General features: G+C 66.4%; 28 protein-coding genes and 1 pseudogene. 15 read left to right on the forward strand and 14 right to left on the reverse strand.

The annotated features are described in order from the left end of the window. Nucleotides 1–6 precede the first annotated feature (6 nt). Entirely contained in the window at nt 7–300 is a 294-nt protein-coding gene (locus MUG95_RS10235) for a winged helix-turn-helix domain-containing protein (protein ID WP_247006339.1), read from the reverse strand. Nucleotides 301–303: 3 nt separating this feature from the next. After that, entirely contained in the window at nt 304–627 is a 324-nt protein-coding gene (locus tag MUG95_RS16910) for a winged helix-turn-helix domain-containing protein (RefSeq protein ID WP_308219566.1), read from the reverse strand. 214 nt (nt 628–841) lie between these two features. On the opposite strand from MUG95_RS16910, the gene MUG95_RS10245 reads away from it, so the two are divergent. The 8 genes from MUG95_RS10245 to MUG95_RS10280 all read left to right on the forward strand — a co-directional run bounded on the left by MUG95_RS10245 (nt 842) and on the right by MUG95_RS10280 (nt 9,870). Then, on the forward strand, nt 842–1,978 hold the full coding sequence (locus MUG95_RS10245; protein ID WP_247006342.1) for a hypothetical protein: 1,137 nt from the start codon (nt 842–844) through the stop codon (nt 1,976–1,978). Beyond that, nucleotides 1,975–2,253 carry a hypothetical protein gene (locus tag MUG95_RS10250; RefSeq protein ID WP_247006343.1) on the forward strand — a complete coding sequence of 93 codons (279 nt, stop codon included), beginning with the start codon at nt 1,975–1,977 and terminating at the stop codon, nt 2,251–2,253. Before MUG95_RS10245 ends, MUG95_RS10250 begins: the two co-directional genes overlap by 4 nt. Continuing rightward, a complete protein-coding gene (locus tag MUG95_RS10255) occupies nt 2,250–3,266 on the forward strand; it encodes a tyrosine-type recombinase/integrase (RefSeq protein ID WP_247006351.1) in 1,017 nt (338 codons plus the stop codon). Before MUG95_RS10250 ends, MUG95_RS10255 begins: the two co-directional genes overlap by 4 nt. 488 nt (nt 3,267–3,754) lie before the next feature. Next, complete coding sequence (locus MUG95_RS10260; protein ID WP_247006353.1) at nt 3,755–5,248, forward strand: COG1361 family protein; 1,494 nt, start codon at nt 3,755–3,757, stop codon at nt 5,246–5,248. A 6-nt stretch (nt 5,249–5,254) separates the two neighbouring features. Continuing rightward, nucleotides 5,255–6,100: an ABC transporter ATP-binding protein gene (locus tag MUG95_RS10265; RefSeq protein WP_372608172.1), complete on the forward strand. Its 846-nt coding sequence runs from the start codon at nt 5,255–5,257 to the stop codon at nt 6,098–6,100. Then, entirely contained in the window at nt 6,097–7,278 is a 1,182-nt protein-coding gene (locus tag MUG95_RS10270; protein ID WP_372608201.1) for an ABC transporter permease, read from the forward strand. Before MUG95_RS10265 ends, MUG95_RS10270 begins: the two co-directional genes overlap by 4 nt. Nucleotides 7,279–7,351: 73 nt before the next feature. After that, entirely contained in the window at nt 7,352–8,512 is a 1,161-nt protein-coding gene (locus MUG95_RS10275) for an ABC transporter permease (protein WP_247006357.1), read from the forward strand. Between the two features lie 101 nt (nt 8,513–8,613). Continuing rightward, nucleotides 8,614–9,870, forward strand: a complete 1,257-nt coding sequence (locus MUG95_RS10280) for a cytochrome P450 (protein ID WP_247006359.1) — start codon at nt 8,614–8,616, stop codon at nt 9,868–9,870. A gap of 4 nt (nt 9,871–9,874) precedes the next feature. On the opposite strand, the gene MUG95_RS10285 is transcribed toward MUG95_RS10280, so the two are convergent. The 8 genes from MUG95_RS10285 to MUG95_RS10320 form a co-directional block, all read right to left on the reverse strand. Beyond that, nucleotides 9,875–10,795: an SDR family NAD(P)-dependent oxidoreductase gene (locus tag MUG95_RS10285; protein ID WP_247006361.1), complete on the reverse strand. Its 921-nt coding sequence runs from the start codon at nt 10,793–10,795 to the stop codon at nt 9,875–9,877. Nucleotides 10,796–10,892: 97 nt separating this feature from the next. Next, nucleotides 10,893–11,204 (reverse strand): ASCH domain-containing protein, encoded by a 312-nt coding sequence (locus tag MUG95_RS10290; RefSeq protein ID WP_247006363.1) that lies wholly within the window; start codon nt 11,202–11,204, stop codon nt 10,893–10,895. 39 nt (nt 11,205–11,243) lie between these two features. Continuing rightward, entirely contained in the window at nt 11,244–11,432 is a 189-nt protein-coding gene (locus MUG95_RS10295) for a hypothetical protein (protein ID WP_247006365.1), read from the reverse strand. Between the two features lie 80 nt (nt 11,433–11,512). Further along, complete coding sequence (locus MUG95_RS10300; protein ID WP_247006367.1) at nt 11,513–11,941, reverse strand: universal stress protein; 429 nt, start codon at nt 11,939–11,941, stop codon at nt 11,513–11,515. A gap of 110 nt (nt 11,942–12,051) precedes the next feature. Further along, nucleotides 12,052–12,912: an ABC transporter permease gene (locus MUG95_RS10305; protein WP_247006369.1), complete on the reverse strand. Its 861-nt coding sequence runs from the start codon at nt 12,910–12,912 to the stop codon at nt 12,052–12,054. Then, nucleotides 12,909–13,841, reverse strand: coding sequence for an ABC transporter ATP-binding protein (locus tag MUG95_RS10310; protein WP_247006371.1), 933 nt, complete (start codon nt 13,839–13,841; stop codon nt 12,909–12,911). The genes MUG95_RS10305 and MUG95_RS10310 overlap by 4 nt, the downstream gene beginning before the upstream one ends. Before the next feature lie 123 nt (nt 13,842–13,964). Beyond that, on the reverse strand, nt 13,965–14,318 hold the full coding sequence (locus tag MUG95_RS10315) for a cell division protein SepF (RefSeq protein ID WP_247006373.1): 354 nt from the start codon (nt 14,316–14,318) through the stop codon (nt 13,965–13,967). A gap of 258 nt (nt 14,319–14,576) precedes the next feature. Beyond that, complete coding sequence (locus MUG95_RS10320) at nt 14,577–15,056, reverse strand: RNA-binding protein (protein WP_247006375.1); 480 nt, start codon at nt 15,054–15,056, stop codon at nt 14,577–14,579. Between the two features lie 157 nt (nt 15,057–15,213). On the opposite strand from MUG95_RS10320, the gene MUG95_RS10325 reads away from it, so the two are divergent. From MUG95_RS10325 to MUG95_RS10345, 5 genes and pseudogenes are all read left to right on the forward strand, one after another. Further along, on the forward strand, nt 15,214–15,411 hold the full coding sequence (locus MUG95_RS10325) for a hypothetical protein (RefSeq protein ID WP_247006377.1): 198 nt from the start codon (nt 15,214–15,216) through the stop codon (nt 15,409–15,411). Nucleotides 15,412–15,456: 45 nt separating this feature from the next. Then, the gene (locus tag MUG95_RS10330) at nt 15,457–15,753 is read left to right on the forward strand and encodes a DUF7562 family protein (RefSeq protein ID WP_247006379.1); all 297 of its coding nucleotides are present in this window, start codon (nt 15,457–15,459) and stop codon (nt 15,751–15,753) included. A gap of 42 nt (nt 15,754–15,795) precedes the next feature. Continuing rightward, a complete protein-coding gene (locus MUG95_RS10335; RefSeq protein ID WP_247006380.1) occupies nt 15,796–17,100 on the forward strand; it encodes an RNB domain-containing ribonuclease in 1,305 nt (434 codons plus the stop codon). A gap of 56 nt (nt 17,101–17,156) precedes the next feature. Then, nucleotides 17,157–18,005, forward strand: coding sequence for a methyltransferase domain-containing protein (locus MUG95_RS10340; RefSeq protein ID WP_247006382.1), 849 nt, complete (start codon nt 17,157–17,159; stop codon nt 18,003–18,005). A gap of 84 nt (nt 18,006–18,089) precedes the next feature. Further along, nucleotides 18,090–19,724, forward strand: a pseudogene (locus MUG95_RS10345) (acetate--CoA ligase); the annotation flags it as partial. Between the two features lie 43 nt (nt 19,725–19,767). Here MUG95_RS10345 and MUG95_RS10350 read toward each other — a convergent pair. Then, the gene (locus MUG95_RS10350) at nt 19,768–20,160 is read right to left on the reverse strand and encodes a DUF5611 family protein (protein WP_247006385.1); all 393 of its coding nucleotides are present in this window, start codon (nt 20,158–20,160) and stop codon (nt 19,768–19,770) included. 26 nt (nt 20,161–20,186) lie between these two features. Then, nucleotides 20,187–21,080: a DUF7093 family protein gene (locus tag MUG95_RS10355; protein WP_247006386.1), complete on the reverse strand. Its 894-nt coding sequence runs from the start codon at nt 21,078–21,080 to the stop codon at nt 20,187–20,189. Between the two features lie 165 nt (nt 21,081–21,245). Here MUG95_RS10355 and MUG95_RS10360 point away from each other — a divergent pair, with 165 nt between their 5' ends. Both MUG95_RS10360 and ygfZ read left to right on the forward strand, forming a co-directional pair. Beyond that, the gene (locus MUG95_RS10360; RefSeq protein ID WP_247006388.1) at nt 21,246–21,539 is read left to right on the forward strand and encodes a DUF6432 family protein; all 294 of its coding nucleotides are present in this window, start codon (nt 21,246–21,248) and stop codon (nt 21,537–21,539) included. 40 nt (nt 21,540–21,579) lie between these two features. Next, complete coding sequence (ygfZ, locus tag MUG95_RS10365) at nt 21,580–22,677, forward strand: CAF17-like 4Fe-4S cluster assembly/insertion protein YgfZ (protein WP_247006394.1); 1,098 nt, start codon at nt 21,580–21,582, stop codon at nt 22,675–22,677. A 5-nt stretch (nt 22,678–22,682) separates the two neighbouring features. On the opposite strand, the gene MUG95_RS10370 is transcribed toward ygfZ, so the two are convergent. Together MUG95_RS10370 and MUG95_RS10375 are read right to left on the reverse strand one after the other, a co-directional pair. Next, the gene (locus tag MUG95_RS10370) at nt 22,683–23,066 is read right to left on the reverse strand and encodes a hypothetical protein (RefSeq protein WP_247006396.1); all 384 of its coding nucleotides are present in this window, start codon (nt 23,064–23,066) and stop codon (nt 22,683–22,685) included. Nucleotides 23,067–23,091: 25 nt separating this feature from the next. Then, on the reverse strand, nt 23,092–24,174 hold the full coding sequence (locus tag MUG95_RS10375) for a geranylgeranyl reductase family protein (RefSeq protein WP_247006399.1): 1,083 nt from the start codon (nt 24,172–24,174) through the stop codon (nt 23,092–23,094). Nucleotides 24,175–24,210: the final 36 nt, after the last annotated feature.

A 24,210-nucleotide genomic window follows, 5' to 3' on the forward strand; every position in this document is an offset into this window, starting at 1 on the left:
CCCACCTTACAGAACCTCTCGCCCTGATGGCCTTGGAAGATTCCCGGCGTTCAGCCGCCCTTCCAGATACTGAATCCCTCGGCCGGTAATATCGTAGTTGTCGCGCTCCGGCGAAAGCGGCTCCACCAACTCAGCGTAGGTCAAGAACTGACACCGCTCGCGGACTCGCCCGACCGAGCAGAACAGCGAGACCTTGCGGGCGATGTACGAGGGCGAGGACCACCCCTCGCCACGGAGGATTTCGAGGATGCGCTCGTCGAGTGGGACCATCCAGTCGGCGGGCGTTCGTGTTCCGGCCATGCGTCAGCCGTTGATACCCGGTTCAGATGCCGCACCGTCTGACTCGTCTTCCCCGTTCTCCCCACGGTTGATGTACCGCTCTTTCGCGGCGTCGTACTCGCCTTCGAGGTAGGCTTCGCCTTCGTCCGTCAATGTGTAGACGCCGTTAGCCAGTCTGTTCAAAAGGCCATGCTCAGAGAGCTTTTTCAGCCTTCTCGAAATCGTAGAGTGGGCAATATCCAATTCATCACGTTCTTTGAGTTCCGAAGCCGCTCCACTTCCCTCAACGCTGATTATTTCAAGTATTCGGTCGTCCCAAATTGTCATCCACGACGCGGATTGTCTCATTAACCCAGATATGAAGCGGCTGATTAGTTATGGTAGGGGTTTCGCAGGAACTGAAGTGTTACGCCGCAACTTAGCTACCATTGCATTTATGGGATGGGGGTGACAAACGGTGGGTACGAAGCCACCAAGTCGGCCCTGTGATGACTCTCTTGGTGCGGTAGAAGGCGGGGACGTGGTGCAACACGCCCCCTTACGGTGGTTTCGCTCGGCAACAATGAGCGAATCACCCACTGTGGGGACTCTGCCCCACGCGATTACGGACGCACCGCGACTCAAAAACACTGACGCTCGCACTGGCACCTGCTGTCAGTGCCGGGCGGACGCGGACGGCTACTGTGCTGTTCTGCACGGCCCGGCCTGTGCGGACTGTGCGGCCGCGGTCGGCGTTGACCGTGGCCGCGGTCCTGTGACGGACGGCGGTTGGAAGCCGAGGGAACTGCTGGAACTGGAACTGAAGTCACTCAAGGAGGAGAACAAAGAACTCCGTGAGGAAGCCGAGAGAGCGCAGGAACTCCGGTACGAGTTGGCCGAAATTATCCGCGAGGCGGTGCGGGAGATAGTCGAGGCGAACGACGGGATAGACCCGGCCGACATCGAGGAGTGGGACAAGGACGGAGGCCGCGGCCGTGGTCCGGTGACGGACGGCGGGTATGAGAACATCCTCGGGACGTACCGATGCCGCGACTGTGGGAGCGATTTCAAGGTCACGGGTTCGTCGGTCACGTCCGCCTACGAAGGGTGGACTCCGACGTGTCCCGTCTGCGGGACTCGCAACGACATCCAGCAGACCGGGCGGCCTGACGTGGGCGGCGTGGACCGCGGCCGTGGTCCGGTGACGGACGGCGGCACGGAAGTCGAGTACCGGATTCTGACCGTGAACGGGAACGAAGTCGCGCAGTATCGGACCCGTGAACGGGCCGAAAGAGTCTGTGACGAACACGACGAGAAAGTCCCGTCAGCGGCCCCGCACGAAGTCGAGAAGGTCGAACTCGCGACCGACGGCGGGGAGAAACTTGTCCACTCCGACGCGGAAGCGGCGTCGACGTGGGACCCGGACAAGCTCCCCTCTCGGTTCACTCCGGCAGTGGTGGAGTGCAAAGACGCCGACGAGATAACGACGGTTTCCTACGCGAACGTCTCGGTCAAAGACTCCGGCGCGCTCCGGTACGTCGAGTGGCTGGGTCGCTCCGGCAAAATCCCGCCGTGGCGATGGACGCAGGTGGCCGAACTACAGACCAACTTCAACGACGACGGCGGGAAACACGTCGTTGATGAAGACTACCAGTACCTCCCGCCGGAGATTCGGGAGAACGACGACGGCGAGACAGACGACCCGGAGGGAGACGAGTGAACCTCACGCTCTCCCTGTCCGACGACGAGCGGCGTGTCGCGGCTATCGCGGCGTGGGTCGGGTGCGTCGTCGGTGTCCTGCTGGGCGCGGCGTTGGTCCCGAACGAACTGTTTCGCCCCGAACTCCTCCGGGTGTCGGAGCGAGGGACGGCCTTCACGCCGCTCGTACCGCTGTCGATTACCCACGTCGTCGGACTGGCACTGGCGGGCTTCCTCGTGGCCCTCTACCGGCCCGGAGAGGGTGACGACTGCGACGAACCGGAGGGGTCGGCGTGACCGACGAACTGGAACCACTCGCCCCGTCGGAGGGTATTCAGTCGTTCCTCGCACACCGGGAACCGTCGGTTCGGAAGTCGACCCTACAGAACGCTCGGCACCGTCTCGGGGTGTTCCGCGAGTGGTGCGAGTCCGAAGACATCGACAACCTGAACGAACTCGACGGGCGGCTACTGAGCGACTTCGTGGCGTCTCGACGGGGCGAGATAGCCCCGATAACGCTACAGAAACAACTCACGTCGGTTCGGCAGTTCCTCCGGTGGGCGGCGGACATCGAAGCGGTGACGGACGGTCTCGCCGAGAAGGTCCACGCGCCGGAGTTGCCGGACGGCGCGGAAGCCCGCGACGAACACCTACCTGCCGACCGTGCCGAGGACATTCTCGACTACCTCGGGACGCACCACTACGCGAGTCGAGACCACGCCCTGTTCGCCTTGATGTGGCGGACGGGGATGCGGCGGTCGGCGGTCCGGTCGCTCGACGTGAGCGACTTACGACCCGACGAACACGCGGTTCGGGTGGAACACCGACCGGAGACGGGGACGAAACTCAAGAACGGCGAGGACGGCGAGCGGTGGGTGTTCCTCGGGCCGCGCTGGTACAGTATCCTCGACGACTATCTCGACAACCCCGACCGCTACGAGGTGACCGACGACGAGGGCCGGACGCCCCTGTTCACGTCGAAGTACGGCCGCCCGACTGGGGACACGATTTACAAGTGGACTCACCGGCTGACGCGGCCGTGCGTTGTCGGGGGGTGTCCGCACGACGACAAAGACCCGTCAACGTGCCCGGCGGCGTCGGGGAACGACGGGGCGGCCCGCCTGTGCCCGTCGTCTCGTGGCCCCCACGACGTTCGGAGGGGGGCTATCACGGCCCACCTGAACGACGAAGTGCCGCCCGAGGCGGTCTCGGGCCGGTGCGACGTGTCGCTCAGTGTTCTCTATCGTCACTACGACGTGCGCACAGACCGCGAGAAGATGGAAGTTCGAAAACAGCAACTCAACCAGTAGACCGATGACGGAAAACAACAACCAGACCACGCGACTCACCGGAGGCGAACCCTCCCAGCGAGTCCACTGCCTTACGGCGGTTTTCCGAAGGTACGGAAACCGCCTTTCTCACCACACCGAGCGACTGCTTTCCCGCTCAAGACAGCGAAAATTGGCGGTCGTTCTGAGCGAATGATAGCCGCCGCGGGAACATCCCCCGCGCCGTCCGGCACTCACGCGAAGGAAAACGGGGGTGTCGCGGCGTGAGGTACTGTCCGACTGTAGTGGCCGATTCACCCACGAGTTTGGCGTACGCAGAGAGTTGATAGCGTTCCCGAACGGACGGCGGCCGCACTACCCACGCCACCGGGCGTGTGGCCGAGCCACAATGTCGAAGTTATAACTGGGCCGCCACCGAAAATCACCTCGATAGCCCTCCATGATTTCGACAACTGCTGTCGGTAGTGTCTTCACCCATGACTAGCTGGCCGACCGATGGGGGTTCCACTGTGGTAACCCTCACGACGCTCCTCACCCTCGCCATTGCGGTGCCGCTGCTCGTGACGGGGGCCGTAGCCGACCCTGTCGACAACCGGGCGGCCCAGGAGAACGCGACTGACCCGCGCGTCTCGATAGCGAACGTTTCGGTCACGCCGGACCAACCGGCCCCGGGCGAACTCGTCGAGTTCGCGACCACGGTCACGAACGCCCAGTCGAGCCCACAGTCCGTGGACGTGAGTGCGGTGTACGTCCGGGAACGGGGCGGCTCAAACGACATCGCTCGCGCGGAGGATATCGGGACGTTGACCGCTGGGGACCGGATACGGGTACCGTTGACGGGGTCGTTCGACGACACCGGTGTCAAGGAACTGCAGGTCACCGTCGTCGTGTTGACCGAGGACGACCGGTACGTTCGGCTCCAGTACCCCGTGACCGTCGTCGTCAGAGACAACAGAGTCCGGGTGGACGTTGACGCCGCACCCTCGACGGTCGACGGCGAACGCACCGTAGCGGTGACTGTACTGAACGGGCGGTCGGACACGCTCCGGAACCTCGAACTTCTAGCCGGTGGGACGAACGTCGAGTTCGAATCACCACGACGGCTCGAAGCGGTCTTCGAAGGCGGGGAGACGGAGACGTACACGTACACGGCGACGGGAGTCGACGAGGGAGTGAGTACCGTCGACGTGGCCCTCTCGTACACGACGCCGCTGGGGCAACGCCGAACAATCGAGCGGCAGATACCACTCTACCGGACGGCGGCGGCCGGGCCGTCGGGACACCCACAGGTCGCGCTGTCGGTCGAAGACGGACTGCCGGGTGCGCGACGGTCGGTGAACGTCACGGTCGCGAACGGTCTCGACAGTGACGTGCGACAGCTGTCGGTCACGGCCTCGTCACCGGAGGCCGACTTCACCGTGGCGGAGCGCGTCCGCTCGTCACTCGCCGCCAACGAGACGGCGGTGTTCAGGTTCCCGGCCAGCGTCGCGGAGCGCGGCCGGTATCCGGTGAACGTCACGCTCAGCTACACCCGTGACGGCGTCAGACGACAGGTCACGGACCGGTTCAGTGCGAGTTTCGACGCGCCGCCCAACCCGGCGGAAATCACGCTGACCGGGACGGAGGCGACGCTCCGCGGCGGCACGCTCGAAATTTCCGCGACTGCGAGCAACGTCGGGTCGGGCGTGGCCGAGAGCGTCGTCGTCTCGGTCGGTGACTCCCAAGCGGTCGAATCGACCGACTACTTCGTCGGGAGCGTCGACCCGAGCGACTTCTCGTCGTTCACGCTCAACACTGGCGTCTCCGGGAACGTCTCGACAGTCCCGGTCAGGGTGGAGTACGTCGTCGACGGGACACAGCAGTCGATGACGACTGACGTGCCCGTCGAGCGAGGCGTCGTCCGTCGGCCGGAGACGAACGGCGGCGGTGGGTTACCCGTCGTCCCCATCGCCGCCGTCCTCGTCGTCGTGGCCGCTGTCGTCCTCTACCGCCGGCGGGGGTGACACACCGTGACTGATACACCCGGGGACGACACCGACCGCGACGGTGGCCGAGAACAGGCCACCGAAAGCGGGACGCCTGCCAGTACCGAGCCAATCGTCCGCGGGACGGACGTCGTCCGCGAGTACGAGACCGGGACGCAGACGGTTCGTGCCCTCGACGGTATCGACTTCGAGATATCGCCGTCCGACTTCGTCGCCGTCGTCGGTCCTTCCGGGAGCGGGAAGTCGACGCTGCTCAACCTCCTCGGTCTGCTCGACGTGCCGACGGCGGGGACGGTGCACGTCGAGGGTGAGGACGTGGCGACCCTCTCGGACCGCGAGCGGACGCGCAAGCGGAAGGAGACTATCGGCTTCGTCTTCCAGAGCTACTACCTCATCCCGACGCTGACGGCACTGGAGAACGTCGAGATGCCGCGAATGCTCGACCGGACGCCGACGGCCACCCGCGAGCGTGCCACACAACTGCTCGAACGGGTCGGCTTGGGTGACAGACTCGACCACCATCCCGACGAGCTATCGGGCGGACAGAAACAGCGGGTCGCCGTCGCGCGCTCGCTCATCAACGACCCGGCGGTGGTGCTCGCGGACGAACCGACGGGGAATTTGGACCGTGACACCGGCGACCGGATACTCGCCCTGTTCGACGAACTGCGTGCCGAGGAGAACGTCGCCGTCGTGACTGTCACGCACGACGAGTACGTCGCGGAGGCGGCCGACCGCGTGGTGAACCTCATCGACGGACAGGTCCGGACGGAGAGCGGTGCGACCCCGGACGGCGGCGAACAGGACCACGCGGCGGGTTCGACGGCACAGCGCGGACCGGCTGACGCGAACGAGGGGGGTCCACGCTGACACCCCTTCGCTGGGTCACGGCGAGAGTGCCGACGCTCGTGCTGGCGCGGCGGAACCTCTCCCGTGCGACCGCTCGCTCTGTCCTCGCTGTGGTCGCCATCGTCATCGGCGTCGCGGCCATCGGGGCCATCGGTACCGGCGGGGAGGCGTTCAAACAGGACCAACTCGAAGCCTACGAGGGCTTCGGCGGCACGGCGACGGTCGACCCCGTGTTCACGCCCGGTCGCTCCGGGCCGGCAGACACGACGCTCGACGACCGGGAGCTGGGCCGCATCCAGCAAGCGGCCGACGGTGCCACCGTCCTCCCGGTCGTCGAGCCGTTCGGGTCGCTGGTTCGAACCGGGTCCGGCGAGACGCTCGTCACCGTCCAGGTGAAAGGACTCGGGAACCCGGGCGCGTTCTACGACCCGGCGGCCGGCGAGATACCCGACAACTGGCGACGGAGCATCGTCGTCGGCTCCCGGGTGGCGAACAACAACGACATCGAACCCGGCGACCGGATGCAGATATCGGTGACCCGTGAGTTCGACCGCTCGTTCCGCGTCGCGGCCGTCCTCGAACCGCAGGGGTTCGCCGACCCGCTCTCGGCCGACCGGACCGTATTCGTCCCGCTCACCCAATTTTCGGGTGACGAGTACGACCAAGCGATCGTACAGGTCGACCCACAGAGCGGGTCGATAGACGCGGCGGCCGAGGGCATCGAGACGGAGTTCAACACCCGTGAGCGGACGGTCAGAGTCGAGAAGGTACAGGAACAGCGCGAGCAGTTCGAGCGCTTCTTCGGCACCATCAACCAGTTCCTCATCGGCGTCGGCGCGATTTCGCTGCTGGTCGCGGCGGTCACCATCGCCAACACGATGTTGATGTCGGCTATCGAGCGCGAGCGCGAAATCGGTGTCCTCCGGGCCGTCGGCTATCCGAAGGGCGCGGTGGTCCGCCTGCTCGTCGCCGAGTCGACCATCCTCGGCGTAGTGGGTGCCGCCGTCGGCGTTCCCATCGCCGTCGGCGTCGGGATGGTTCTCAATCAACTGCTCGTCGGGGACCCGCTCGCGTTCACATCGGCCGGGATTCGCTACGTCGTCATCGGTGCTGTCTTCGGGGTTCTGACGGCACTGGTCGCTGGCATCTACCCGGCGTGGAAGGCCGCCACGAAACGGCCCGTGGAGGCACTCGCCTGACCATGTCCGTACACAGCGGCTCCCCGTCGACGCGAGTCACTCCGACTACCACACGCCGTGGAGGTGTCGGCAGGTGAGTCTGTGGCACCGACTCGCCGGTCGGTTCCCGTCGTTCGTCATCGCACGCCGGAACGTCTCTCGGGCCCGGACCCGGTCGATACTCGCGGCCGTCGCCATCCTCATCGGAGTGGTGGCGATCGGGGCGATCGGTGCCGGCGGTGCCGCGTTCAAGCAGAGCCAACTCGACCGGATTCAAGATCAAGGCGCGACGAACGTGTTCGTCTCGCCGGGTTTCGACGCCGAAGCGCGACACTTCGACCGCGAGGACGTCCTCGCCATCGAGGAAACGGTCGGCTCCGCGGGCATCGTGGCGACACAGGACACGAGCATGAACCTCGTGACTCGGGACGGGCGTGATTTCGTCTCGGCGACGTACATCGAGGACCCGCGACAGGTGGCTCGCGTCCAGACCGGGGAAATACCGACGAACTGGCGGCGACAAATCGTCGTCTCGGACGGGTTCGCGGCGGAGCATCAAGTCACGGTCGGCGACCGGGTGTCGCTCGTCCACGTCGGCACCAACGAGACGGGAGAGCCGGAGCCGTACCGCATCGCCGCGGTGCTGGCGGAGACACAGGGGTTCGGCACGAGCGACGTCTACCTGCCACTCGCCCGTGCCGACGAGCGGACCTACGGACAGGTCCGGGTCACGACCCAATCCGTCACCGCCGCCGAGGACGCCGCCACCCGCCTCCGCGAGCGGTTCAACGACCGGAAGGACCGCCTGCTGGTCTTCGAACTCACGTCGCTCGTCCGCCTGTTCCGGACCATCGTGACAGGTATCAACGCCTTCCTCGCGGGGCTGGGGTCGCTCTCCCTGCTCATCGCGGGCGTGGCCATCGCCAACACGATGTTGATGGCCGTCATCAAGCGGCGCGAGGAAATCGGCGTCCTCCGTGCCGTGGGGTACACGAAAGCCGACGTCGTTCGCCTCCTGCTCGTCGAGGCGGCACTGCTCGGGACTATCGGGGCCGCTATCGGCGGTGTTATCGCCACTCTCGTCGCGCTCGTCGCTAACGCCATCTTCCTCGGCGACCCGCTCGCCTTCACCGGCACCGCAGTCGCGTACTTGGTGGCCGCGATGGGGGTCGGTGTCGTCACGAGCGTGATAGCCGGTATCTATCCCGCGTGGCGGGCGGCGAACGAACGACCCGTGGAAGCCCTCCGCGGGTGAGGCCCCCCGGCGGGACACTGCACGAGCCACTCGGTGGTGTGATAAACAATCCCACATCTGTGGCGGCACGCAAATGTTGCCGGACGTTGTGGACGTGTGGCATGAGTGCTGGTGGCCCCGGCGGCTGGCTCCCCCTTCCCGACCACTTGCAGACACGGGCGGGGAACGTTGACCCGTTCGACTGGTTCAACGAGCGACGCGCGGCGGGCGCGGTACAGTGGTGTCCCGACAGGGGGTGTTGGGACGTGTTCACCTACGATGCGGCAGAGCGCGTCCTCTCTGACCCCGAGACGTTCGCGAACGAACCGCTCGTCGGCGAGAACGCGACGTTCAAGGACACACTGCTCGGGTTGGACCCGCCCGAACACACCCGCAAGCGTGGCATCGTCGAATCGCACTTCCGCCCGGAGGCGGTCCGCGACCACGAGGACGACATCCGAGCGACGGCCCGGCAGTTACTCGCCGACGGCTTCGACGGGCGGCGAGGGACGGCCGACGTGGTGTCGTCGTTCGCGTACCCGCTCCCAATCTCGACCATCGCCGGCCTCCTCGGCGCGCCGCCGGACATCCGCGAGGAACTGAAAGCCGTGAGTGACGACGCTATCGCCAGTCCCGACCTCGCCGGGGCTGACGACGTCGAGTCGTTCCTCGCCGAACAGGGCGAAGCGGTGATGGAAATCGGCGACTTGGTCAGCGACGTTATCGACGAGAAACGCGAGAACCCCGGCGACGACCTGATTTCGGACCTCCTCGCCGCCGACCACGGACTCTCGTACTACGAACTGCTCCGTCTCTGTGGGTTACTCATCGTCGCCGGCCACGTCACGACGACGAACCTCATCGCCAACACCGTCTGGTGTCTCGCCGAACGGCCGGCGGCGTTCGACCAGGCCCGTGAGGCCGCCCTCGCCGGCGACGACGCCGCCCTGGCCCGTCTCGTCGAGGAAGTCGTCCGGTTCCGGTCGCCGGCCCAGATGGCCGCCCGTGTCGCCACCGAGGACGTGACCGTCGCGGGGGCCGACATCGCCGCTGGCGACCCCGTGATAACGTGGATTCAGGCTGCCAACCGCGACCCGGCCGTGTTCGACGACCCGAACACGTTCGACCCGGCCCGGGACCCAAATCCCAACATCGGGTTCGGCCGCGGCCCCCACTCCTGTCTCGGCGTCCACCTCGCGAAACTCGAAGGGCGTGTCGCGGCCGAGGAACTGCTGTCGTCGGTGTCGTCGCTCTCTCTCGTGGAGACGACGTACGAACCCGTCGAAGCACCGTTCCTCCACGGCGTGCAGGCGTTGCCGGTCCGGTACGAGCGCCCGCCCGACGCCGACACGGGAACCGACGCGGCGCGGACCGGGTGACCGCTCAGGCCGTGGTGTCGGCCAGCGGTTCGTCGATGCCCAGCAGGCTCGAACTCCGTTCCCAGAGCGCGCGCATCTCGTCCTCGTCGCGCGCCTTCGGGGCTGGACGGCGCTCCCGACACCGCGCGAAGTACTTGCCGCTGACGCCCGCCACGTCCTCCGAGGCGGCGAGGTAGACGATGGTGGCCGCGCCGTCCTCGGGCGAGTCGGTCAGGGGCAGTTCGCCGATGAGGCTGCCCAGTTGCTCGACGCCCGGAACCGGCCCCCACGAGAACTCGGTTCCGGGAATGATGCCGGGATGCAGGGCGTTCGAGGTGATGTCGCTCCCGCTCGCCGCCAGTCGACGCGCCAGTTCGTTGGAGAACTGCAGGTTCGCCAGTTTCGAGCGGCAGTACGCCGCCCACGGCGAGAAGTTGGTCATGTCGATGAGGTTGTCGAGGTTCATCGACGTGACGCGGTGGCCGATGGACGACGTCGTGATGATGCGAGCGTCCGGCGCGAGCGTGTCGAGCAGGTCGGTCGTCAACTGGAACGGCGAGAGGTGGTTGATGTGGAAGGTCCGCTCGACGCCGAGGTGCGTCGTCTCGGTGTCCTCGAACAGTCCTCCCGCGTTGTTGCACAGGATGTCGAGTCCGTCGACCGACTCGCGGACTTGTTCGGCGAGGCGGTCGACATCGTCCGTGTTCGCGAAGTCGGCCGCAATGAACTCCGCGTCCGACCCGACTGACTCCAGTGCCTCGACGGCACTCTGACCGGCTTGTTCGTCGCGGCCGTGGACGATGACGTCCGCGCCGAGGCGGCCGAGCGCGAGCGCCGCCTGTCGTCCGAGTCCGTTCGTCGACCCCGTCACCAGCACCCGTTTGCCCGACATGTCCACGTCTTCGACCCCGGCTTTCATCTCGGGGTCCTCCTCGATGCCTAGCATTATTTCACCATTCGTCGCGGCGTGTATATGTCTACGGATATTCCTGTCGATACACCGGCCGGTCCGTCACTCCGTCTCTGCCGCCGGTCGAGGCGGGTCATCGCTGCTCGAATCGGTGGCGGACGACCTCGCTGTCCTCGTCCCACTCGAAGTTCTCGTGGGCGTGGGCGAGAATCTCCCGGTAGTGGTCGAGGTCACGGGCACCCTCGGCGCGGGCGTCCGCGTCAGTCATCTCGCCCAGCGTCCGCTCGCCGATGTCGACGACCTCGAAGGTCGTCCCGTCGATTTCGAAGGTGTCCCCCTCCTCGGCGTACTGCTGACCACGGTGAATCTGGGTCACGTCGCCCTCGACGGCCTGTTCGCGCATTCGCCCGCTCGGCAGGAGTGTGTCGGCGTCGATGTCTGTCACGTGGAACACCTAGGCCTCGCTGTGCAAATCCGTTTCGCGTCAGCCGTCGGGGTTCGAGAGCCACTCGACGCCGGCCAGCACGAACCACGCCATCCAGACGGCGAAGACGACGAGCCACGCCCCGTACTGGACGACCGGATGTGGAACGACGAGGTACGCGCCGACGAGAACACCGGTGACGGCCGCTGTCGCCACCAAATCGCGCCAGGCAACCGGTACGTGACCCATCACCGTCGTTTCGCGTGCAGGCTACAAGACTCCGGGGGTGTGGCCGGTCCGCCGGTCCCGGCCGCTGGCCGACCGAGCGGTCACTCCCCGGGGACCGACAGGACGGGGACCTGTGCTTTTCGCACGAGGGTGTCAGTCACGCTGCCGACACGGTCACGCTCGGTTACCGTCTTGCCGGTCGACCCCATCACGACGAGGTCCACGTCGAACTCGTCGATGTACCCGAGTATCTCCTCGTCGGGGCCCCCCTCCCGCAGTGCGGTCTCTGTTTCGACACCGGCGGCCTCGAGTTCGTCGGCGAGTTCCGCCAGTGCTCGCTCGCCCTCGTCTCTGAGTTCTTGGTTGACTTCACCCATCGCCAGCCCCGGTGCGGCGTTGGCGACACTCTCGTCGACGACGTACAGGAGGTGAACGACGGCATCCTCGCGGGTTGCGGCGTCGACCGCGTGTTCCACGGAACTGGCAGCCACGTCGCTCCCGTCGGTGGGCAGGAGAACGGTTTCGTACATCACTACGAGATTTACTCGCACCTCACTTAATCTCACCCCTCATTTCCCGGAATTTGAAAACACTCTCCGCCGGTCGAACCCGTGTGGTACCGCGCCGAATCGTGTCTCGGTCAATCGACCAGTCCGTACCCCCGCCGAAACAGCGCGATGTCGAGAGCGACGACGGCCACCGTCAGCCCCGAGAGGACCAGTAACGCCTCGTTCGGGGGAACGTCAGAGTAGCCCAGGAAGCCGTAGCGAACGCCGTTGACCATGTACACCATCGGGTTCAGCAGCGAGAGCGTCCGGTACAGCGGAGGGAGAATCTCCAGCGAGTAGAACACGCCGCCGAAGAAGACGAGCGGTCGGACGATGAACTGGTTCAACACCGTCAGGTAGTCGAAGTCCCGCGCCCAGAGACCGCCGACGACGCCGAAACTGGCGAACAGGAGACAGATGACGAGCATGAACGCCACGAGATACAGCGGTTCGGCGACGGTGACGGGCGTGAAGAACAGCCCGACGATGCCGATGATGATACCCACGAGGGCACCACGGACCGCCGAGGAGAGGATGTAGGCGAGCACCATCGAGGAGTAAGGCAACGGTGACGTCAGAACCTCGTGAATGTAGTCGTTCCAGCGGCCGTGGAAGATGGAGAAGGAGGCGTTCTCGAAGGCGTTCGAGATGGCCCCCAGCACGATGAGGCCGGGGAGGATGAACACGATGTAGTCGAACCCGGCGATGTCGTCGATGCGGCCCCCGAGGATGACGCCGAACACCGAGAAGTAGAGGACGTTCGTGATGGCCGGCGGGAGGAACGTGTTGCGCGGGCGACGGACGAACCGCAGGATTTCCCGCCGGAACAGGGTCCGAAAGCCCGTCGGTACGAGTCGTTCGAGCAGGCCGCTCCGCTCGCCGCTCGCGTCGGAGCGTGACCGACCAGTGCCCGTCGGCTCTCCGGTCGTTCCGGTGTCCGCCTCGCCGTTCATGCTTCGACCGCGTCCTCCGTCCGGGTCATGTCGACGAACACGTCCTCTAGTGACGCTCGCTTGATGTCGAGGTCACTCACCGTGAACCCCGCCGCTTCGAGGCGACGGATGACCTCGGGGACGACGGCACTCCCGCGCGTGGCGGTGACGAGGAGGCGGCCGTCCTCGACGCGCACGTCACGCACGTCGGGCAGTTCGAGTGCCGGCGGGGTCGTCGGGGGGTTCCTGAGGCCGATGGAGAGTTGGTCGGTTCCACGGTCCATCAGTTCGTCAGGACTCGCTACCTCGACTTTCCGTCCCTCGTCCATGATTGCGACGCGGTCACAGAGTCGCTCGGCCTCCTCGATGTAGTGTGTCGTCAGCAGGATGGTCGTCCCGTCGTCGTTGAGGTCGGTGATGAGGTCCCAGAGGTCCCGGCGCAACTCCACGTCGACGCCGGCGGTCGGTTCGTCGAGGATGAGCAGGTCGGGGTCCGAGACGAGTGCCCGCGCGAGGACGAACCGGCGTTTCATCCCGCCCGAGAGCCAGTCGAACCGCGTGTCGCGCTTGTCGTAGATGCCGACGGTTCGGAGTGCCTCCTCGGCCCGCCGACTCGCTTCCGCGGGCGGGATGCCGTGGTAGCCCGCCTTGTGTTCGAGCACCTCGTGGATGGGGAAAAAGCGGTCCACGTTGAACTCCTGTGGGGCCAGTCCGATGGCGTCGCGGGCCTGCCGATACTCGCTTTCCACGTCGTAGCCGAACACCGACGCCTCGCCGCCCGTCCGGTTGACCAACCCGACGAGCACGTTGATGAACGTCGTCTTGCCGGCACCGTTCGGACCGAGGAGGCCGAAGAACTCCCCCGAATCGACCGAGAGGTCGAGGCCGTCGAGTGCCCGCACGTCCTCGTACTCCTTGACGAGGTTCCGCGTTCGGATGGCCAGTGACATACTGGAGGAAGTAGCCGGGCGTGGGTAAGCCGTTCGTTCTCGCCGCGGAGACGCAGCGAACGCGGCCGCTCCGTCGTGTGGCCGTGACTGACAGCGGCGTCCTTCGTGCGACGGGTGCCGTAGTTACCGACCCAACTTCTCGCGGCTAATCTTGACGCTGCGGGGCGTGATGATTATCTGGTCTTCGTCCTTCTGGACGATGTCGCCGCCGACGCCACGGGCGACCTGCTGGAGTTCGTCCGTAATCTGCTCCATCGTCCGGTCTTGGGTTGTGTGGCGGGTGATGTCCGCGATGACGATGTCGCCAGCGTAGACAGTGTCTTTGATGTCGATGACGTCCTGTTTGTCGCTGATGCGCGCGATGTGAACCTGCGTGTCCGCCTCAGTCTCGGGAACGGCCACGCTGTCGAGTTCCTCGTAGTCCTCGGTCCGCCGTGACGACCCCGACTCCCCGAGGAGTTTGTTCATGAAGCCCATACGTCTCGATGGCGGCCCCGGAAAGTATAGGTTTTACGTCAGACACGCATACAGAGACCGTCACGTTTCGGCGTGTGACGGACGCTCGCAAGCGATGCGTCAGACGCGGAAGCAAGACTCACCGACGCCCCGCCCCTACACCGAGAACTCGTACAACTCGTCGCCCGACCACCTTTTACTGCGTCGGGTGTGCTCGCTTCGCTCGCACACCCTCCTCGCAAAAGCTGGACCAAAACGACGCTCGCTTCGCTCGCGGACTCACACCGAGAACTCGTACAACTCGTCGCCGACGTGGTGAATCGAGTCCACGACTTTCCCCTCGGACCCGACCATGTCGTCGCCGTCGGTGCGGGCACGGCCCACGGCCAGTGCCTTCCCGTGGCTCTCCTCGACGACGACGACGAGGTCGCCGGACTCGATGTCCGAGTCTGCCTCGACGATGCCGGGTCGCATCACGTCCGCGCCATCGCTGACGAACGAGATAGCCCCTTGGTCGACGGTGACGACGCCGCGCTCTGGCGGGTAGTCGTTCGCGCCACGGACGGTCAGGAACGGGTCCCCGTCGAGGTACAGCACCGCGGGGTCGCCGTCGACCAGCACGATGTCGAACTCGCTGTCGTCCAGTTCGACCTTCTCGTAGGTGTCCGCGTCGAGATGGACCCCCAACTGCGATTCGAGTGCCGTCTCGAGTTCGTCGACGGCGTCAGCCCGGAGGTGGTGTCGGGACTTGACCTGCATACCGAACGCGTCGCTCGCTCGCCGCATAAATCGCCCGTTCCGCATCGTGCTATCAAGTATGATAATTTGTCGCAAACACTTTTGTAGCAAACCGATAGAATTGCAATCAGACGAAACGCTGGCGTGCCAGCCGGCGCGTCGCTCCGAGGTGTCAAGTATGAGTGTTGTCGACAAAACGGCTGTCAGTACCGCGTCGAACGACCGACTGCCGGAGTTCGAACTGGAGTGCATGTACGACGACTGGGACGACCCGGAGACAGTGACGGTCTTCTCGACGGCCGACGACAACACGCTCGCCACTGCGTGGCTCACCGCCGAGTGTGGCCACGCGGTTTCGCTGGCGAACGTCCGGTGAACCGTCTCGGTAAGGGCTAAGTGACCACCGCGCGAAGACGGTGGTATGCTGGGTGCCCGGCGCAACCGGGACGACACACAGGTTACGTGTATCGCCTGTGGCGACGCTGTCGCCCGTACCGATGCCCGCGAGTACGACAAACACGGCGACCGCTGGGACCGCGTGGACAAGGACTTCGAGTACCTCTGTAAGGGCTGTCACCGCGAACTGTGTCACCAGCCACGGGACGGACTGGAGTCCCTTCTCGTCGAGAGCCGTGCTGGTGCCGACGACCGGTCGGAGTTTTTGACTCGGTTCCGGACCCTCGCCGAGGACCGGACACCGGAAGAGCGCGAGCCGTGACCGGTCGGTACGCCTAACTGTGGGGTTCCCCTACCTCGGGTCATGAGCGACCAAGCGCAGGCCGGGACCGCCGAAGGGCAGGGGCCGGTCGAAATCGACGCGGAACTCGCGCGCCACCTCTCGAACAAGCGCGAGGAGCTATTCGAGAAATTCGACATTCCCGACGAGTTCCCCCAGTCGGTCCTCGACGAGGCCGCCGAGCGCACCGAGGATGTCCAGTCCGAAATCGAGGACGAACTCGACGAGCGCGAAGACCTCCGTGAGCTGACCACGTGGACGACCGACCCCATCGACGCACAGGACTTCGACGACGCCATCTCCATCGAGGAACGCGACGACGAGACCGTTCTCTGGGTCCACATCGCTGACGTGACCCACTACGTCCACCCCGATAGCGAGATGTGGGCCGAGGCACTCGACCGCGGTAACACGGTCTATCTGCCGGGCTACACCGTCCACATGCTCCCGCCGGTGCTGGCCGAAACCGTCTGCTCGCTGGTCCCCCACGAGGACCGACTGGCCCACACCGTCGAGATGCACCTCGACCCGGAGACGCTCTCCTACGAGTCTATCGACATCTACAAGTCCGTCGTCCGCAGCGACGCCCGCCTCACCTACGCCGAGGCCGAGCGACTACTCGACGAACCCGGGAGTGCCGACGACTTGCTGGAGGACGAGACGGTGGACCTCGCGGGCAAGTGCGAACTCGTCTGGGACCTCGCCGACCGCCTCCACGAACAGCGCAAGGCCGACGGCTCGCTCGTCCTCAACCCCCGGCGGGACCGCGCCCACACCATCATCGAGGAGTGTATGCTCAAGGCCAACAAGGCCGTCACGCACGAACTCCAGTGGTCCCGCGGCCTCGAAGCGATGTACCGCGTCCACCCACAGCCGACCCCCGACCAGTGGAACGAGGCTCTCCAAGAGATACAGGACTTGGACGGCGTCTCGGTGTCGGCCGCACAGGACGACCCCCGCATCGCGGTCAACGAGACGTTGGAGGAGGCACCCGAGCGACAACTCGGCCAGATTCAGCGGGCCGTGATGAAGGTGATGCCCCGGGCGAAGTACATGGCGGACCCCTTCGGCGGCCACCACGCCCTCAACTTCGAGATTTACGGCCACTTCACCAGCCCCATCCGGCGGCTGTCGGACCTCGTGAACCACTGGATCGTTTACACCGACGACGTGCCCGCCAGTCTCGCGGACCTCTGTAACCACGCGTCGGAACGTCAGCAGGACGCAGAGCAGTGCGAACGGGAGTACCGCACCTTCCTCAACGAGGTCGGACTGGACCCGTCCGCGGTCAACAACCGTGGCATCGAAGTCGTCGACGACGAGGACTGACAGTCCTTTCACGGTCGTAACATAATTACGTCCACGCCCCGGCGTTGGGGTAACTCATGGGGGGGATAGATGCGTCTCGCATCGCGGAGTACTACACGGAGAGCCACATCGACTACCGCCTGTTCTGGGGCCTCTCGTCGGCACACGGCCTGCACGCGGGCTATCACGACGAGGCCCACCAGTCACACGCGGCGGCTGTCGAGAACCTGAACCGCGTGCTGGCCGACCGGGCCGACATCGGGGCCGACGACCGGATGCTCGACTGTGGCTGTGGCGTCGGCGGCAGTTCCGTCTGGGTGAGCGACCACCGCGGCGCGACCGTACAGGGTATCGACCTCGTGCCGATGCAACTGCAGAAAGCCCGCGAGTTGGCGCGCGAACGCGGCGTCGACGACCGTACCGCGTTCGCCCGCGCGGACTTCACGGACACGCCGTTCGCCGACGACTCCTTCGACGTGCTCTGGGGCATCGAGGCCATCTGCCACGCCGAGGACAAGGCGGATTTCGTCTCGGAGGCGGCCCGTCTGCTGGCCGACGGCGGCCGTCTCGTCCTCTCGGACGGCTTCCGCGCAGCGGCGGCGATGACACCCGCCGAACGCGAGGCGATGGACCACTGGCTCGACGGCTGGGCGGTGCCCAACCTCGACAGCGTCGCGGGCTTCCGGGACTCGCTCGAAGCCCACGGGTTCACCGACGTGCGCGTCGAGGACGCCACCGAGCAGGTGCTGCCGTCCTCGCGACGACTCTACTGGGCGAGTCGCGTCGCCGCGCCCGTCGGCCGCCTGCTCAACCGGGTCGGCATCCGAAGTGACACGCAGTCGAAGAACCGCGTCGCCGCCCGCTACCAGCACGAGACGCTCACCGACGGCCTGTGGACCTACAACATCGTCACTGCGAACCGCTGACCGCCAGCGAGTGTCGAATTCCCTCGTGAGAACGAACCCAAACGGGTATCACCGTCCGGGTTGTCGATAGTTCTCATGGTATAGTATGTCACGCTCGATGACGACACCTACGCGGAGGCACGCGCCACCTTCGAGTGGGACTTGCCGGAGGGCTACAACATCGCCGCCGACTGCCTGCGGAAACACGCCGACACCGACCGCCCTGCCCTCTATCAGGCGTACCCGGACGGCCGCCGCGAGACGTACACCTTCGCGGACCTCGACCGCCTGTCGAACCGGGTGGCTCACGGACTGGCCGCGCTGGGTGTCGGCCGCGGCGACCGGGTGGCCGTGTCGGTGTCGCAGAAACCCGCGAACCCGCTGACTCATCTGGCCTGCTGGAAACTCGGGGCGGTGTCGGTGCCGCTGTCGGTGCTGTTCGGCGTCGACGCGCTGGGCTACCGTATCGACGACAGCGGTGCGACCGTCGCGGTGATAGACGAGAGCGTCAGCGAGACGATAGCCGCCGCCCGCGAGCAGTGCCCGGACCTCGAACACGTCGTGCAGGTCGGCGGGGACGACGAGACGACGACCTTCGCGTCGCTCCACGCGGGCCGTACCGACACGCTCGAAATCGCTGACACTGACGCCGACACGCCCGCAATCGTGATGTACACCAGCGGGTCGACCGGCCCGCCGAAGGGCGTCCGCCACACGCACGGACTCTGGGTCGGGCACTGCCCGGCCTTCTACATGTACTTCGAGCGGGACGTGTTCGACTCGACGTTCTGGACGCCGGCCGACTGGGCGTGGATTGGCGCGCTCGGGGACCTCCTCTATCCGGCGTGGCACTACGGGCGGCCGGTCGTCGGCTACCCGATGGACGGGTTCGACCCGGACACCGCCTTCGAACTTTGTGCGGAGTTCGGCGTCACCGACGCCTTCCTCCCGCCGACGGCCATCCGGATGCTGATGGCCGTGGACGAACCGACCGAGCAGTACGACCTCGAACTGTCGGCCATCTGTTCCGGTGGCGAACCGCTGACACCCGAGATACTCGACTGGGCCGACGAGCAGTTGGGCGGTGTCCCGGTCAACGAAATCTACGGGCAGACCGAGGCGAACCTCCTCGTGTGTAACTGCCGGGACTGGTTCCCGGTGCAGGCCGGAAGCATGGGCAAACCCGTCCCCGGCCACGCCGTCGCCGTCGTGGACGACGAGACCGGCGAGCGGGTGCCGACCGGTGAGGTCGGTCACATCGCCGTCCGTCCGTCCGACGACCCCATCGTCTTCGAGGGCTACTGGCACGAACCGGAGAAGACTGCGGCGGCCCGCGTCTCGGGACCGGACGGTGAGTGGCACCTCACCGGTGACCTCGGCTGGCGGGACGAAGCGGGATACTACTGGTTCAAAGCCCGTGACGACGACGTTATCATCACCAGCGGCTATCGCGTCGGCCCCGGCGAAGTCGAGAGTGCCATCCTCGAACACCCCGACATCGAACAGGCCGGTGTCGTCGGTATCCCGGACGAGACTAGAGGTGAGATAATCAAGGCAGTCCTCGAACCGGGTCCGGGTGTGACGGGCGACGACGACCTGCGGGCCGAAATCCGGACGCTCGTGCGCGAGTCACTCGCGGCGTACGAGTACCCACGTGTCATCGAGTTCGTCGACGACCTGCCACAGACCACGACCGGGAAGATACAGCGTCGGAAACTCCGTGAGGAACACGACGGCTGAGCTGGGTCTGGTTGCGCGCCGACGGCGGTGACTTCCAGCAGTATCAGACGTTGTCGGGCGTCTCGGCGTCGTCCTCGACGGCGCGTTTCATCGACTCGCGGCGGCTCTTCGCGTCACGGCCGGTGCACTCCTCTAGGAAGTCGTTTTTCGCGTCGACGGCGTCGGCCGCGGCGTCGGCGTTGCCCTCCGCGATGACGTCTTCGGCCGGTCGCTCCACGAAGTCGACGCCGAGTTTGTCCTTCTTGCTTCCGTACTCGACGGTTCCGGCGACGATACGCTCGAACACCGGGTTGTCGGGGTCGCCGACGACGTAGAGGTCGCTCCCCTTGTACTCTTGGGTGTCCGTTATGGGGCCGAAGTAGTCCTCGATTTTCGCTTCCATGTCCGGCACACGCTCTTCGAGGTGCTCGCCCCGGCGCATCTTGTATTCTCGCATGGGCAGTGGTTTGCACAGGGGCGGTTTTACTCTTTTCGCGTCTCGTCGCTCGCTCGGTGTTCGAGCGACCCGCGGCGACAGTCCGGGCAGAAGTCCCCCGCCCGGAGCGAAGACTCCTCGACCGACGTGGTGAACCCGCACTCGGGACAGACGAACGTCCCGTCGGGTGCCGTCGTGCTGGCGGTCCCCGCGGCCTCGACTTCCGCTCCGTCGATGCTCTCGGTGAGACTCTCGGTCGGCGTCCACTCCTCGCCCGCGCCCTCGTCTTCCTCGGGCCAGTCTACCTCGTCGGCGCGCGCGCTCGATTCCTCCTCGTAGCCGTACTCGTCGGGCCACTCCTCGCTTGCGTCCTCGCTTGCCCCCGTCGAGGCGTCCTGCCCGGGAGCCACAGCCGCCGTGTTCGCCTCCGTCTCGGTCGCCGGTTCGTCCTCGTCACCGGGCCATTCGCCGGGGTCGCGCTCCGTCTCGCTGTCGTCGAGGATGACCGCGTCGTCGTCCGGGGCGTCTACCTCGTCGGTGCCGCCCGCGCCTGCGACCTGCTCCGTCTCCGTCATCGCGTCCACGTCCCGCTGGTCGTCCGCGGTGGCCGCGTCGTCACCGCCGCTCTCACCGACGAACTCGGCGTCGTCCTCGGCCGCGTCCGCGTCCGGTGCGAGGTCCGGGCTGGTGTCATCCCGTCCGACATCGGTCGGCGTCTCCGCCGTCGGCTCGCCCGCGGCGTCCGGACTGGTCTCCGTGGCACCCTCGGCGGCGAGCGAGGTCACCTCCTTGTTTTCGGTGACGACGCGCTCTTTCCCGCACCGCTCGCAGGTTTCGACCTCTCTGACTGTGATGACGACTTCGCTACCCTCCTCGACGCGCTCCTCCTCTACCTCCGTCTCGGTGAACCGATGCCCGAGTAGCGAACACTTGATAGCCATTGACACGATACTTCGTTGTGCGGACCATAAGCGTACTGCTTGGGCGACCGACCGCCCCCGGAACCCCGACCCTGCCCCGCCCGTCGGTGGTGCGTGTCTCCGGGACGGAACTCCGCTCGTCGGGGGAGGGACAAGTGTAAGACCCATCCCGCCGAACTGGATGATATGCGAGCCAAGGGGGAGTACCGCAACCGGGACGACACACAGGTCGCGGTTCTCGACGCTCTCGCCGACCGCCGCGAGGAGGGGATGACGGTCTTCGAACTCCGCTCGCGCGTCGACGCCGACATCGACCGCCTCGAAGGTGCCCTCTCGGAGTTGAAGGCCGACGGCCTCATCGAGGTCACGGACGACGACAAACGGACCGTCATCGTCCCCGAGGACCACGCCATCGGCCAGCACGACCCCGACGAGGACCAGTCCCTCCTCGACAGAGTGCGCGACTTGCTCGGCGTCTGACAGCGGGAGGTTTAACGCCGCCGGCCGCCACTGTCCGGCAATGACTGTTCTCGAACGCGTCCACGCCGACCACAACGCCACGTTCCTCACGCGCGGTGACCAGCGAGTGGTCGACCACTACGGCCGGCCCGAACGGACCCACCACGCGGTCCGAAACGTCGTCGGCGTCACCGAACCCCCCTGTGGCGTCGTCGTCGTCTCCGGCGACGACCGGGTCGAGTTCGTCGACAACGCCGTCTCGAACCGCGTCCCGGCCGCAGACGGCCACGGCTGTTACGCTCTCCTGCTCGACCCGCAAGGCGGTATCACGACCGACATGTACGTCCACAACGCCGACGAGCGACTCCTCGTGTTCCTCCCGCCCGAACGGACCGAGCAGGTGGCCGAGGACTGGAGCGAGAAGACGTTCATCCAGGACGTGGACGTGCGCGTCGCCACCGACGAGTTCGGCGTCTTCGGCGTCCACGGCCCGAACGCCACCGAGAAGATAGCGAGCGTCCTCACCGGGGCCGCCTCGCCCGACGAGCGACTCGGGTTCGTCCGCGGGTCGATGGGCGACGCCGGTGTCACGGTCATCCGCGACGACGGCCTCACCGGCGAGGAGGGGTACGTCGTCGTCTGTGTCGCCGACGCCGCCCGTGACGTGTTCGACACGCTGGTCAACCGCGGGATGAACGCCGCCCCCTTCGGCTACCGGACGTGGCAGTCCCTGACGCTCGAAGCCGGGACGCCGCTGTTCCCGACCGAACTCGACGGCGAGGTCCCGAACGTCCTCGGCCTCCGCAACGCCCTCGACTTCGAGAAGGGGTGTTACGTCGGGCAGGAAGTCGTCTCCCGTGTCGAGAACCGCGGCCAGCCGAGTCGGCGACTCGTCGGCCTGACCGTCGACGCCGTCCCCGACGACGGTGCGGCGGTCTTCGCCGGTGACAGTGCCGTCGGCGAGGTGACCCGCGCCGTCGACAGTCCCTCCCGCGAGGAGCCGCTCGCGCTCGCACTCGTGGAGTTTGGCCTCGAAGCCGACCACGTGACCGTCCGCGTCGACGGCGAGGAACAGGCCGGTGCCGTCGTCGCGCTCCCCTTCGTCGAGGGGTCCGATACATCCGCGCGGCTTCCGGCCTATCCGTCCGCCGAGACCTGAGCCGGCTACTCGCCCGCGTTCGCGGCGGCTTCCGCCGACTGCCCGACGCCGAGTACCTCCAGCGCGGTGAACCCGCTGAACGCCGCCAGCAACATCCCGGCGAACTGCGTCGTCGCAGTCAGCGGTGCCGCGACGGTGTACTGCAGCGGTGCGAGGATGAGCCACGTCCCGAACGCTGTCGCCATCACCGCGGCGGCGAACTGTGGTCGCCCCTCCGTGGCTATGGCGTAGAGGTTGTACCCGGCGAATACCGCGCCGACCAACCCCGAGAACGCGATGCCGCCCCGCGGTCCGGGCGCGGCGTTCAGGACGAACGGTGCGACGGCTGCGAGCGGACAGCCCAACAGTGCCACGACGGCCGCGGCCGTGGTGAACCGGTCTGCATCCATGACATCGCCCTCGGGTGCGTGATACTTAAAAGGATAGCAGGGCGCGAAGCTGGTCCGTCGAGAAGAGCGTACTCGGTCGGTCCATGTGGACGCCGATTTCCCCCGAGAACGCGGCCATCCCGGCCCGCTGGAGCGGTTCCGGGAACGAGTAGCCCGCGCGGACGAGGTGCCCGAGGCGGATGTCCGTCCGCAAGTCGTCGCGCCACGCCCGCTCGTAGTCCCCGAGCGTCCCCGGGTCCGTCGGGTCGATTTCCCGTGCGGCGTGGTCGGCCGCGGTCATGCCGTAGAGGATGCCACCGCCGGTGAACGGCTTGGTCTGGCCGGCGGCGTCGCCGACGAGGAACGACCGGCGGCCGGTGACCCGCGACGGTGGGCCGATGGGGATGAGGCCCGAACACCGCCGGTCGGGTTCGACGCCGTAGGCCGCGGTGAACGACTCGAACCGGTCGCGCACGTCCCCGCCGGGCGGGACCGCCAGCCCGTACTCCACGCCGGCGTCGCCCCGCGGGATGCGCCACGCGAAGAAGCGCGGGACGGTGAGGTGAACGTCCACGAAGTCCTCGGCGGCCGGTTCGTCGGTGAACCCGAGGACGCCGTGGAGCAACTCGTCCGGGTCCGGCAACCCGAGTTCGGTCCGGACCCGAGAGTTGGGACCGTCACAGCCTGCGACCATCCGCGCCGCGTGCGTCTCGACGCCGTCCGGGCCGCGGACCCTCACGCGCACGCCCTCGCGTCCCTCCGTCACGCTCAGGACGGTGTGGTTCTCATGGAGGTCGGCACCCGCCGCCCGGGCCGCGTCCGCGAGCGTCCGGTCCAGTCCCACCCGGTCGATGACGTTCGAGACTGGCTCGTCCCGGTAGAAGCGGTGTGGCTCGCTGTCCGGGCCACCGAGGTGGAACCGCGCTCCGAACACCTCGTTCTGGAGCAACTCCTCGCGTGCCCCCGGTGGCGTGTACTCCCAGATATCCCTGCTGACGTGTCCCGAACAAGCCAGCGGCTCCCCGACAGTCCCCTGCTCGAAGACCAGCACGTCGTGGCCCGCCTCCGCGGCTCTCCGGGCGAACCGTGACCCTGCCGGCCCGGCCCCCACGACGACGAAATCGCGCATACTGGAACATTCATCTCGCGCGTCAAATACCTTCGC

This window comes from Halorientalis litorea (genome assembly GCF_023028225.1).
Taxonomy (GTDB): domain Archaea; phylum Halobacteriota; class Halobacteria; order Halobacteriales; family Haloarculaceae; genus Halorientalis; species Halorientalis litorea.